At 50.0% G+C, this 12749-nt stretch carries 8 protein-coding genes; 6 read left to right on the forward strand and 2 right to left on the reverse strand.

Annotated elements, in window-relative coordinates:
* Window positions 1-6: 6 nt before the first annotated feature.
* Entirely contained in the window at window positions 7-2217 is a 2211-nt protein-coding gene (locus tag GL2_RS17115) for a response regulator (RefSeq protein ID WP_143731780.1), read from the forward strand.
* 78 nt (window positions 2218-2295) lie between these two features.
* Here the strand turns inward: GL2_RS17115 and GL2_RS17120 are convergent, their stop codons facing one another.
* Window positions 2296-5433, reverse strand: a complete 3138-nt coding sequence (locus GL2_RS17120; RefSeq protein WP_143731782.1) for a TonB-dependent receptor — start codon at window positions 5431-5433, stop codon at window positions 2296-2298.
* Between the two features lie 239 nt (window positions 5434-5672).
* Here GL2_RS17120 and GL2_RS17125 point away from each other — a divergent pair, with 239 nt between their 5' ends.
* A complete protein-coding gene (locus GL2_RS17125; RefSeq protein ID WP_172621186.1) occupies window positions 5673-6497 on the forward strand; it encodes a S1/P1 nuclease in 825 nt (274 codons plus the stop codon).
* Between the two features lie 575 nt (window positions 6498-7072).
* Here GL2_RS17125 and GL2_RS17130 read toward each other — a convergent pair.
* Window positions 7073-7978 carry an aldo/keto reductase family oxidoreductase gene (locus GL2_RS17130; RefSeq protein WP_143731786.1) on the reverse strand — a complete coding sequence of 302 codons (906 nt, stop codon included), beginning with the start codon at window positions 7976-7978 and terminating at the stop codon, window positions 7073-7075.
* A gap of 244 nt (window positions 7979-8222) precedes the next feature.
* On the opposite strand from GL2_RS17130, the gene GL2_RS17135 reads away from it, so the two are divergent.
* The 4 genes from GL2_RS17135 to GL2_RS17150 all read left to right on the forward strand — a co-directional run bounded on the left by GL2_RS17135 (window position 8223) and on the right by GL2_RS17150 (window position 12720).
* Window positions 8223-8792, forward strand: a complete 570-nt coding sequence (locus GL2_RS17135) for a DJ-1 family glyoxalase III (RefSeq protein ID WP_143731788.1) — start codon at window positions 8223-8225, stop codon at window positions 8790-8792.
* A gap of 754 nt (window positions 8793-9546) precedes the next feature.
* Window positions 9547-9936: a cytochrome c5 family protein gene (locus GL2_RS17140; protein WP_143731790.1), complete on the forward strand. Its 390-nt coding sequence runs from the start codon at window positions 9547-9549 to the stop codon at window positions 9934-9936.
* A gap of 6 nt (window positions 9937-9942) precedes the next feature.
* Complete coding sequence (locus GL2_RS17145) at window positions 9943-11334, forward strand: D-arabinono-1,4-lactone oxidase (RefSeq protein ID WP_143731792.1); 1392 nt, start codon at window positions 9943-9945, stop codon at window positions 11332-11334.
* A gap of 96 nt (window positions 11335-11430) precedes the next feature.
* Window positions 11431-12720, forward strand: a complete 1290-nt coding sequence (locus tag GL2_RS17150) for a DSD1 family PLP-dependent enzyme (protein WP_143731794.1) — start codon at window positions 11431-11433, stop codon at window positions 12718-12720.
* Window positions 12721-12749: the final 29 nt, after the last annotated feature.

Consider the following 12749-nt stretch of genomic DNA (forward strand, 5'->3'; position numbering starts at 1 on the left):
GTCGCAATGCCACTATTTGATCGCCCTGAACTGAAGGTTCAGAAAGACCGGCGTATCTGCCGTGCCACAGATATGCGTATCGCCAAATACAGCCGGCGCGGCATGTTGCTCTCTCTCGGTGCCTTCCTGATTGCCGCTACAATCGGGGATATGCGCCTGGAAGCCCCGCGCCTGTTATTGATCCTGGGGGCTGGCCTGGTGGTGCTTACCCTGATCAGGGGTTATTACGTTTTCCGTTTCGACTCGCTCTACAGTGCAGGGCCTAACCGTTGGCGGAACCATTACTTCTTTGTTTCTATTATTGGTTCCATCTGGTGGGGCCTGACCCTTTTTTACTTTGTTTACTTGATGGGGTTTGCGCCTGAGACACACTTTCTGTGGATTTACTCGGTCATCTTCTGCTCCAGTGTGACTACGGTGTTTTCCCCGTATCATCGCTTCCTGACCTGGTTTACTGCTACCTCTCTGCTGCCGGCCGCCCTGATGGCGCTATTCTCCGGAATGATTCTTGGCACAATTTATGGAACCCTGACACTGGCCTTTATCTGGCTCACCGCACACCAGGGGCGGCGTGAATCAGAAAATTATTGGGAGCGATTGTCGGCGATGCAGGAGCTGCAGCAGCGTGCCAGCAGCTTGGCTGCCGCACGCAAGCACTCCGAAGCGGCGGTGGAATTAACCAACGAGTTTATCGTTAATATTGGCCAGGAGTTCCGTAGCCAGCTGTCCGATGCCCTCGGTGCCCTGGCTCTACTGGAGGCGGAGTCTCTTAGTGAGCGTCAGCGGGAATGGGTAGAACTGGCCAAGACAGCCAGCAGCCAGCAGCTCAAGCTCGTAGATAATGTAGGCCTTTTCACTCGTGTGGCACGCAAAGATATTCGTCTGCGCCAGGGACCCTTCAATCTGGTCAAAACCATCGAGAAATCCTTCAAGTTTGCCGCTCGTGCGGCCCATGGCCAGGATCTGGAGTTCAACTTCCAAATCGATGACAGCCTGCCGGTGATGGTCACCGGGGATAACCGTAAAACAGCCCAGTTGATTCGCAACTTGGTGGATTCGGCAACCGGTATCGCCCGGCTCGGAGAGCTGTGGGGCGAAGTCAGTTTCACACCAATCACTGCGGTGGAAGGCCAGCTGAATATCACCCTGATGGACGATGGTCGCGGCGAGATTCTCCCGGATGAGAGCGAACTGTTTGGTGCTTTTTCAAGAATGGATACCACCCAGGTGACAACCGGGTTGGGATTGTCCATTGCCAAGGGGTTGGCTGAAGCCATGGGAGGCTATCTGCAATTGCATTCCACTCCCGATGGCAACCGCTATCAGGTAGTCATCAAGTTCAGCGTGGAGCCCAATCAGCGTACTTATCTCACCCCGGATCGCCGGCTGCAGGATAGCGAAGTACTATTGATTCACCAAAAGGGCCTGTTTATTTCAGGACTGGTACAGATGTTGCGCTCATTCGGGATGGACGTTAAGTCTCTGCGCTGGTGTGAGGGCTGTGAGTGCGAGGTGCAGAAGCTTCTCAAACAGGCTCTGGAGCGCAACCAGTTGGTGATGCTGGTACCCGCAATGGGGGATGATGTCCTCTTTAGATCGGTAACCCCCTACATGTATAAGGCACATACTGAGGGTAGGGAGTGTCCGGTAATCTGCCTGGGCGGGTTTGGACAGAAGACCTCCTTTTCCCAAATGCAACATGCTGTACCGGCCGCCCAGTACCTGGGTCGTCCGGTGACTCGCAAGGAGTTACACGATGCCTTGGTGGAGCGCCGCTTCGGTGGGGTCAAAAAGGCAACCCGTCGGGTAGTTACCGGCGGTGCCGATCAACCGCGCCAGTATTCCCTATTGCTGGTTGAGGAGTCTCGTCCACACCAATGGGTGACTGAGGAAATGTTACAGGCCCTTGGCTATCAGGTAGATGTTGCCGGTAACGGCGAGGATGCCCTTGTACGTCTCTCAGAGGGACACTACGACTTGGTATTAGTGGATTGCCAGCAGAACACCGACCACAGCGCTGAGATTATCGAGATGCTCCGCCGTTGGGAGTCCGAACATCGCCCCGATGACCGGTTACCAATCGTCGCACTGACCAGCACTACGGAGGAGCAATTTGAGGGACGTTGTCTGGCTGCAGGTATGGATGATTACCTGACCAAGCCTTTAAGCAAGGATGTTTTGAGAGAGACTCTGGCACGCTGGTTGGGTAGTGCCTGAGAAAGGCAGTGTTCCATTAGTGTTTTGAAAGGGTTAGAAAAAATAAAGCCGCGGCACCTGTCGCGGCTTGTTTGATGATTAGAATTCGTATCGAACCCCCATGCGGACACTCCAGAGGGAGGCGTTGGCTACCCGAGTTTGGCCAGCCGGATCATTGAATTCATTAAAAACAAAGCGGCCCTGATCGTCGATGCTCGCATCCACAGCAGCCTGGAAGCGGGGGAAGGCACCCTCGTACATTACTCCCCAGTCGTCGTTCAACAGGTTGCCCAGGTTCTCGATAACAAAGAAAGCGTTGAGCCGGTCATCTACGCTCCAGCCTGGTAGCTCCTGGTCAATACGCAGATCGAACTTAGTCCACCAATCGCTGCTGAGGGAGTTACGCTCCATAGAGCCGCTGTCCAGGTCTTCAGAGTTCACCCAGGTGAAGAACGCCGCTGTATCAAAATCATTCCCAAAAACAACATTTGTATCGTCCAAGCCTGTCGGAACGTAAAGCAGTCCACGGCCTCGCCCACCATCACCGAAGATGCGATCAGAGAAGGTATAGGAGTAGGGCACACCTTCGTTAGCGCTACCGAAGAGGGTAAAGCGAGTTTGATACCCGGTGAAAAATTCCTGGGCATAATCCAGCTTCAAGGTGAATCGATGGGGAACTACATAATTCGAAGTCGCTGTGCCTGGGTCCTGTGCGTTTGCAGTGGCGATAGTGGTGTAGTTTGAGTAGGCCACGGAGCTGGTCATGGGGTTCACGTCTTCAGCATCGGTATAGGCGTAACCCACCGCTACATTCAGACCGAATTCAAAAGATTTACTAAGCCCTAAAGAAAAGATGCTGGAGTAACCGGAGTCACCGTCAACATTGGTGAGCATATAGTCGCCCCTGCGACCATTGGTGTTGGCGTAAACCGGGCGGCCATCGACTGCGCTACTAACCTGCTCAAGTGACAGGTCTTGGATAATGGCTGCATCTTTATAGTCGCTATAGAGGTAATCAGCAGAGAGCAAATAGCCAGACTCGAACTCGTAGCTAGCGCCAATTGCATATTTCCAAACTGATGGAATCTCAAAATCCGGGTCCATCATATTCACACCACCTAAAGAGCCGTCTCCACTGGCTACCTGATCATATAGGGACTGTGGTACATCGAAAATTGGGGCGCCGTTGCCAGTCCAGTCCATATCAAATAATGGCGTGCCGCTGCCATCACTTGCTTCAATTTGTATAACGCCATTGTTGGAGTAATTATTGGAAATCCATACATTCGGATTGCCGCCAGAGTAAAGGCCAATTCCACCATGTAGCTCCAGGTTATCATCAACATTCCAGCTCAAGCCCAGTCGGGGTTGAAGAAGGTCGAGGCCGTCCATGGTGTGTTGGTTGGAAAAGCCATAGGCTGCTGCGAAATCTGTATTAGCGACAGGCCTGTCGTCACTACTGTAGCGATCGTAGCGCAGGCCGGCTACAACGGTGAGATCAACGTCAGCAAAAGTGTATTCATCCTGCAAATAGAGCGTGTCGATGCTGTAAGCAAATTCAGCTGCGGCATCCAGGATATTATTGGTGCCTGTCGCATTCTCATAGATGATTAGGTCGGCAATGCCCTGCTCAAAATTCTCAATGCTGCTAAAGCGATATTCACCGGCAGCCTCCTGGATAAACAGGTTGTAAATATCGAAGTTTTCTTGCTCGTAGCCAGCTGTAAGGTTGTGTTCGCCTAAAAGGAGCTTGCCGGCGAGCTTAAAGGTCAGATTGTCGTAGCTCAGTTTATTCGCGTGGCGGGAATCATCAGCACCGAGATAAACGGTAGCATCTGTATCACTACCATCGTTGTCATGATCGTAGGAAGTGCTGATTTGTACTTCACCAAAATCGGTACCTCCAAGGGAAATCTGACGGTTATCCAGTTCGGAGTAACCAATCTTCATTTCAGTAGAGAAGGTGTCGCTCCAGTCTGAGAAGAGCTGTGCTACATAGGCGTTCAGCTCTGCGCCGCGCGCATAGTAGTGGTTGGACAGCTCCAGCTCATCGGGATCGCCATCGGCCTCAGCGATAGAGAAACCATCGTTGTAGTTGTAAGTAAATGCCGCGCGATGGTTTTCAGAGATATTCCAATCGAATTTAACCAGCAGTTTTTCATCTTCTTCTGGAAGGCTGCTGGGCAGGCCTCCCGGGTTGTAGCCGTAGACCTCGTTGGATATACGTACAATTTCGTCCAGTTGGGCCTGGGATATGCCCTGTACTTCAGTTGCGGCACTGCTTCCAGCCGGGCCCCGGTCAAAAGTCGCTACGCCTTCGAGTTTTTCGTATGCTGCGAAAAAGAACAGCTTGTCCTCAATAATGGCGCCGCCAAGAGTCGCGTTGTAACGCTTCTCATCAAACTCAGCTACGTTAATCTCTTCTCCTTCCAGAGAGTCCCCGCGAAAGCCATCATCGGTATAGTCATAGAAAAAGGAGCCGTGCCATTCGTTGGTGCCGGACTTGGTTACCGCGTTGATGTTACAAGCACTAAAGCCCCCATACTGTACGTCAAATGGTGCTAGCTCTACGGCAACCTGGTCGATAGCATCATAGGAGAAAGGCATGCGCTCGGTTGGGTAGCCATTACTGTTCAAGCCGAAGTTGTCATTCATGCGTACACCGTCAACAGTCAGACTGTTGAAGCGCGGATTGGCACCGGCGCACTGGACTGATTCTGCGTTAGCCTCGTCTATATAAACACGAGGGTCAAGGCGCAGCAGGTCTTTGATGTCACGACCGCCAGTAGGCGCACTTTTCAGGTCGTCGCTGTTGAAGTGGGAAGAGGGACCTACCGCAAGCCGTGAACTGCTCAAGGCTTGACCAAGAACGCTCACCTCCTCAAGGCTGGATGAACCCAGGGTTAGCATTAGTGGCAGGGTATCGCCTACCGATAAGTAAATGTCCTTAAGTACCCGTTTGCCTTGATCGGATTCAACGGTCACCGTGTAAGGGCCGCCAACACGCAGACCACTTAAATTGAACTGACCGGACTCCCTCACTTGCGCTATGCGACGGCTGTTAGACGGAGTATGAATCACCGTTACTTTCGCATCGCTTATTACTTCGCCACCGCTGCCAGTAATAGAGCCGCGAATAGCTGCGGCTGTTTCCTGTGCATGGGAAACATGTGAAGTGCCAATCGCGGAGATAATTGCAGCGGACAGGCACATGCGCTGGAAAATGGAAGGTTTCATAACTAAGTCCTGGTCTTAAAAAAGAGCCAACGAGGTGGCTTTGAGGGTGCTGGTTATAATCGGCTCCCGGGACACTTTCCCCTGGTCCCGGCCAGTGAGCTTTTTAGCGGGTGAAATTTAAGGACTGGTTAACGATTTATTGCAGTTCTGTAACGATTGCGTAAGACGTTGGCTATCTATGCCAAGTTGTCACAAATTCCCGTTAAAGTTGGCGGCAAATTATTGCAATGGATACATCAATGAATGGGATAGTTAATGTATTTCGAGTAGCACTACTCCTGCTTACCATTGTTGGGCTGAATAAGGCCTTTGCCTGGGGGGATGATGGACATCGGGTGGTGGGGGAGATTGCCTGGCATTACTTGGAGCCACAGGTAGCCGGTGAAATTCAGCTGCTTTTGCAAAGAGCGAACGAGCCGGACCTGGCCGAGTCAGCAACCTGGGCGGATCGCATCCGCTCCAATAAGCGATATAACTGGGCCGCTCCAATGCACTACATCAATTTGTCGAAGGAATGGACCAGCTACGTTGAGGCCAGGGATTGCCCGGCTGCCGGCTGTATCCTCAAGGCAATCAAGCAGTTCTCGCAGATTTTAGGTGATCGAAACCGAAAACCAGAGGAGCGTGCAGAAGCCTTAATGTTTATTGCTCATTTTGTCGGCGATCTGCATCAGCCACTCCATACAGGCCTGTATTCAGATAAAGGTGGCAATGATATCCAAGTCCAGTTTTTGGGTATTGATACCAATTTACATGCCCTATGGGACATACATTTAGTATCCAGGATAGTTTCTGATTGGCACAGTTATGCAAGAGAGCAAACAGAAAAGATAAGCACAGCCCAGCGCCGCTTGTGGCAATCTACAACAGAGGCCCAGTGGGCCCAGGAATCACACCAGTTAGCCCACAAACTCGCTTATACGAGTGAATACGAATTAGGGGAAAAGTACTTCCTGCGTTGCCAGGAATCGGTGGAGATGCGCCTTCGGCAGGGTGGGGTACGTTTGGCCGCGGTGCTAAACAGAGCCCTGGGTGAGGGAGGCATTAATATCGCAGATAATTAACTGTTGGGCTGCCTTTGTAACTTTAGAATCAGCATCTACCTTTCCTCTTGTGTTTAGTCTTGAACTGTATGTTCTTGTCTGGCTATTCTAATAAGCTAGTTATACGGCTCTCCTGTAATTGTCTGCTGGGGAATCTGGCAAAGCCCAGCTAGTTGGAGTTAAGGTGCTTATGAAAATCCAGACACAAAACCTGGCGCGAATAGTCGGAGTACTTATTGTTTTCACTTCGATCGTGCACTGGAAGTCTTTTTTCATAAGCATCAGTATGTTTGGAACATCTCCCGGCGTGGCCAGTTTGGGACTGTTGCTGTTGGCACTTGCCATCTTAAGCACACTAGGCCTAGTGGCATACCGGGGTTGGGGGTTTCTTGCCTTTTATTGCTTCGTTCTACTTGCCACTATAGGTTTTTCGATACCCTTAATACCCTTTGTCGCGAGCTGGATTCCGTTGGAAGCCCGTCCATGGGTGATGATCGCGATCAACCTTGTCATTCTGCTCATAGTGATCGCTGCACATTCGGAGTGGTGTAAATCACACGCTGGAAGTAAAGGAGACAGTTAGGTAGTTCCTTTCACTAAGGGACATCATGTCCCTTGGATGCAACCCATATTCGATACCACTGTTCCCGAGTTAACTCGAGTTTCAATGAGTCCACAGCGGCTTTCAGGCGATCTAGTTTTCCAGAACCGATAATTACCAGTGGGCTGGCTGGCAAGCGTCTAACCCAGGCATAAATCACCTGATCGAGACTCTCAGCGCTAATTTCTTCTTGAATTAATATAAGCTCATTGCGTATCCGTTGAGCTTGTGTATCGCTTGCACTGAGTAATCGACCTCCTGCGAGACAGGACCATGCCATGGGACGTAACCGATGCATTTGTAACTGATCGAGGGTGCCATCATGAGCCGCGGAAATGTTAAGCGGATTTATCTCAACCTGATTAGTCACCAATGGTACATCCAGGCGAGACTGCAGAAGGTCAAACTGGCTGGTTGAAAAGTTGGAAACCCCAAAGTGAAGGACCTTGCCAGAAGTGTGAAGTTTGGCAAACGTCTCGGCAATTTCATCGGCATCCATTAAGGCATCGGGCCGGTGGAGCAGAAGTACATCAATGTAGTCTGTTCCCAGGCGGGCAAGAGAGTTTTCGACGGACTCTAATAGGTGTGCTGCACTGGTGTCGTAGTGATTGACTTTACGGTGGGGAAACTTGCCGGAGCACAATTTGATATTGCATTTGGTCACTATTTGAATCTGCTCGCGCATGCCTGGTTGCAATTTTAGTCCTTCACCAAAGAGTTGCTCACATTCATAGTCTCCATAGATGTCAGCGTGATCTATGGTGGTGATTCCCAGATCTACATGCTGCTTAAGGAAGCTTAGCCGTTGCTGGGGTGTCATCTGCCAATCAACCAATCTCCAGTAGCCCTGAACCAGTTCAGAAAAATAGGGGTCCTGGGATGCCGCGACACTTTGAACCATCTGCAGTCCTTTAAAATTTAAAATATTCAGATTATGCCTGTTACTGTGTTGGCTGAATAGCTCCCATGAACCAAGTTCAGCCTATACCGGTAGGGTAGAGTTTCGATTCGGAAAGTAGGGCACCTGAGCATATCTGGCAGACCAGGGGTGGATTTATGGTCATAATCTGGTGCTGGTTCAGGGTGTGGACTTGGGCTGTTAAGTCTATAAATACGTTAGTCCCGCTTTTAATGGAGTTTGGCTCGTGCTGAAAATACTGATACCTATCGCTGATGGTAACGAGGATATCGAAGCCATTGCCATTTACGATATTTTGAGCCGAACTGGTGCGGAGTTAACGCTGGCATCTATCATGCCGAGTAAACGGGTGACTACGTTGCGTGATCTCATTATAGAAGCACCGAGTAGCTTGGTGGAATGCTTGGATACCACTTGGGATCTAATTGCATTGCCTGGTGGTAAAGAAGGGGCAGAGCGTATGCATGACTCCAGGCCCCTTATGACCCTTATCAGGGAGCAGCTTGAATCTGGCCGCTGGTTAGGGGCTATTTGCACCGCTCCCGTAATCATTCTAGGTCGGCATGGCCTGATATCGGATTACAGAGCAACCTGCTATCAGACTTTTCGCAGTGAGCTAAGCCAATACGTACGTGAAGCCAGCGAGCAGCGGGTGGTTGTTGATAGAAATTTAATCACCAGTCAATCCCCTGGCACTGCGATCGAATTTGCTTTTCAACTCGTTTCCTGCGTGTTTGGTGAGGAACAGTCTCGATCGATTGCTAGGACGGTGAATGCCTATCTACCACCCGGATAATTTGTGTCTACTCCATGTGTGAGTACTTTGCATACAAACCAGACCCAATGTATACCTTTGAAAACCTTTTAAGATTTTAAGCCGTCTTTGCCGATTTGTGCTGATCAAGCACCTCCATTGAAAGGCCCTGAAGGGCTCTATTTCCACCTAGCTTGATAAACCACAAGCTCGTAATTGTCCGGGTCAGTATTTTCTAAATTAAAGTGATCTCTGCTGTAACAGATCCACCCAAAGAGTTTGACCATTTGGGATCTCTAACTACATCAAATTGGTTTAAAATATTTCGTTTCTCTGGTCAGTATTATGCAAAGTGGCAGCAGGTTATTACTAATGGATTCCCTTTTTACTGCTTTGGTGGGAAGGGAGGTCAGAGTCGTATACTTGGAAATGGCCTCAAGCAATGTTGAGGGCTTGATTATATAACCTGGAAAGGAATTTTCACCACGAATTATTGATATATACAATGATTAATTATCATCAATATTAATGTCCAGAATTTCTTTCTTGGAAAGTTGCAGTCAGGGTGTTTATCAAAGAGGTTAACGGATTGCAGGAATAATAAGATTCAGAAGTGAATATTTCTTTAGTTGGTACGCAATAAAATTGGGCTAAAGGTCTGCCTGTTAGACCGATCAGTTCCGCTGGTTGTTTTAGCGGCCAACCTGTTTAACAATGATTACAGCTTTAGTACACAAACCCTCTCAGATTTAAATCTCTGAGTGATAATTAACAATAATGTAGTAGGTGTACATACATGGAATTGGTAAGCCTGCGCCGGGGCTTTAGGCTGGTCGGTGCCTCCCTGATTTTAGCTTTCTTTACAAGTAGTTGCTCTGAATCGCACGAGAGTACACTCCCTAACCGCGCTGCTTTGAGCGAGCGAGCGCTTTCCCTTGCACCTGCTGATTCTGAGCTGGCTGAAATATATATTCGAACCTGTCGCAGCTGCCACGCTACCGGCGCTAGCGCGGCCCCATTAACTGGGGATCTGGCTGGCTGGGAGCCGCGAATAGATAAGGGAATGGATGTATTGGTAGAAAATGCCATCAATGGTTTTCAGGGAATGCCACCTCTAGGTCTTTGCTTTGAATGCTCGCCAGAGCAGTTTGAACAATTGATCGCTTTTATGGCCTCTGGGGAATAGGAAACCATGCACCAGTCTCGTCGTCGATTTGTCACCACTCTTGCTGCTGGATCTGCGACTCTTGCAGCAGCCCCAATCTCATCTGTAGCTCGCACCTTGGTCCAGGCTGCTGATTCAGGAAAGCCTAGGAAAATTCGGTGGCGCAACTGGTCTGGCTCCCAAGAGTGCATGCCCAGTAAACGCTTGGCCCCAAAAAATGTTGCAGAGTTGCAACAGCTAGTCGCAGAAGCTGGTGGCACTGTACGCGCAGTGGGAGCGGGCCACTCTTTCACCCCATTGGTACCGACAGAGGACACGATAGTTTCGCTCGGTCGTCTTAGCGGGCTATCAGATCACGATACCGATCTCTGTCAAGCTACCGTGTATGCCGGCACCCGTATAGCCGATATTGGCCAACCGTTGGAGGAGGTGGGTCAGGCCTTGATCAACCAGCCGGATATTGATGAGCAGACGCTCGGTGGCTGTCTGGCAACTGCGACTCACGGCACTGGCGCAGATTTGGGTTGCATGTCCAGTAATGTGACTGGCCTGGAGATGGTGACGGCTAATGGCGATATTCTCTGGTGTGATGTAGAAGAGAACCCCGAGGTATTCCAGGCGGCTAAGGTTTCTCTGGGGAGCTTGGGGTTGGTGACTAAGGTGCGCATACAAAACCAGCCGAGCTATCGCTTGCGCCGTGAGTCCTGGGTGGCACCTATGGAAGAAATCCTGGATCAAGCCGAGACGCTGGCTGACGCCAATCGGAACTTTGAATTCTATTACATCCCTTTTTCAGGGATGTGTATGGCAGATTCTCATCAACTCACAGAAGAAGCGATATTTTCTACGGAGCGTGAGGATACCAATGAAGCGGTAATGACCCTTAAAAGCGTTCGTGACTGGCTCGGTTGGTCACCCAAATTGCGTCGGTTTGCCTTGCAGTCTGCGATGGAAGATATTGAAAAGGAGGTTGTCGTGGAGTCTTCCTGGCGCAACTACGCCAGCGAGCGCAATGTCCGTTTTAATGAAATGGAATATCACCTGCCCAAAGAGACAGGCTTGCTAGCATTTGCAGAAATTCGAAGCGCTATTGAAGAGAACAACCTCGACGTATTCTTCCCTATCGAGGTTCGCTTCGTAAAGCAGGATGATATCTGGCTAAGTCCCTTTTATCAGCAGGATTCGGTATCAATTGCTGTGCATCGGTATTTTGAAGAGGACCACCAGCCGTTATTCAAAGTGCTGGAACCTATTATGCGCAAGTATGGTGGCAGGCCCCACTGGGGGAAGTTGAACACCTTGCAGGAGAAGGACTTTGCAAGACTTTATCCCCGCTGGCAGGATTTTCTTACAGTACGCCGTGCGCTGGATCCCAATGGAAAATTTCTGAACCCCTACTTGAAATCATTGATTGGTTAGTAGCTTTTAGGTAGACCCCATTTTCGGGCCAGGACTTATTAATTTTGCCTATTAGTAACCTTTCACCGATTACTCAAAAACAAAAAGGAAACTATTTTGGATAGCAAACGCCGCAAACTGTTACTCGGGGGCTTGGCCCTAGGGACCGTCGCGGCAGTACCCTTGTTGCGGCCAAAAGCCTTGGGGCAGGGTGGGCACAATAACTATTTCAAATCTGTTTCCGGAGCCCTGCACCGAGCTGGTTTATCGGGTCCGACCATGGTCGTCGATCTAGAGCGCCTAAAGAAAAACGCCAATACTTTGTCTGCCCATCTTCAGGGCCATTATGATTTTCGTGTTGTTGCAAAATCATTACCTGCGTTGGGCCTATTGGAAGCTGTGACCAGGCAAACCCAAACACAGCGAACTATGGTCTTCCATTTGCCATTCTTACGGCAGCTCGCACAGGCGCAGCCACAGACTGACATCCTCCTGGGTAAACCCTTTCCGATTACTGCTGCAAGGGATTTTTATACTAACTTACCGAATAGTAGCTTTGACGCCAGCAAGCAGTTGCAGTGGTTGATCGATAGTCCCCGCCGTTTGCAACAGTACGCTGAGCTGGCCAATAGTTTTGGGCAGTCACTTCGTATCAATATAGAGCTGGATGTCGGCCTGCACAGGGGAGGGGTCCCTGATGATCAGGTCCTTTCTGAGATGCTTAATATCATCCAGCGAGAGTCGAGATTGGAACTGGCCGGTTTTATGGGCTATGACGCCCATGCCGCTAAAATGCCGGGTATCCTTGGTGGCCCGGAGAAAGCGATAGATCGAGGACTTGATATCTATTCCCAGCGATTGGCACAGGCGAAGCTGCAGCTGGGCGCTGCATTTCCCTCAAAGCCCACGTTAAACGGAGCTGGAAGCCCCACTTATCAGTTGTATAAGTCTCGAATACATACTGCTCCCTGTAATGAACTTGCGGCAGGCTCCTGCCTGGTCAAGCCTGCGGATTTCGATATTCCCACATTGTCAGATCACATTCCTGCGGCATTTATCGCCAGCCCAGTACTTAAAAAGTTGCCTTATACCCAGATACCGGGAATAGAGAGCCTTACCAGCACTATGCGCTGGCTGAACCCTAATCGTGCCCAAACCTTCTTTATTGCCGGAGGCTACTGGAAAGCCACTCCAGAATCACCTGTTGGCCTTTCCATTAATCCCATCTATGGCCGCTCGACTAATCAGGAGATGTTAAATGCTTCTGCTAAGGTGACCTTGAAGGAAGATGATTGGATCTTCATGCGTCCAACTCAAAGTGAGTCGGTTTTCCTTCAGTTTGGAGATGTTGCTGTGTATGAGCAGGGAGAGATTGTGGATCGTTGGCCAGTATTGAGTAACAGCTAAGCCCTAACAGTTAATAACTGATTAGAGTA

Source organism: Microbulbifer sp. GL-2, assembly GCF_007183175.1.
In the GTDB taxonomy this organism is placed as follows: domain Bacteria; phylum Pseudomonadota; class Gammaproteobacteria; order Pseudomonadales; family Cellvibrionaceae; genus Microbulbifer.

Bases quoted from the DNA above. Each gene is read 5' to 3' on its own strand.
- GL2_RS17130 (WP_143731786.1), bottom strand. From the start codon at position 7,978: ATGGTTCAAAGTGTCGCGGCATCCCAGGACCCCTATTTTTCTGAACTG.
- GL2_RS17115 (WP_143731780.1), top strand. From the start codon at position 7: ATGCCACTATTTGATCGCCCTGAACTGAAGGTTCAGAAAGACCGGCGT.
- GL2_RS17145 (WP_143731792.1), top strand. From the start codon at position 9,943: ATGCACCAGTCTCGTCGTCGATTTGTCACCACTCTTGCTGCTGGATCT.
- GL2_RS17120 (WP_143731782.1), bottom strand. From the start codon at position 5,433: ATGAAACCTTCCATTTTCCAGCGCATGTGCCTGTCCGCTGCAATTATC.
- GL2_RS17140 (WP_143731790.1), top strand. From the start codon at position 9,547: ATGGAATTGGTAAGCCTGCGCCGGGGCTTTAGGCTGGTCGGTGCCTCC.
- GL2_RS17125 (WP_172621186.1), top strand. From the start codon at position 5,673: ATGAATGGGATAGTTAATGTATTTCGAGTAGCACTACTCCTGCTTACC.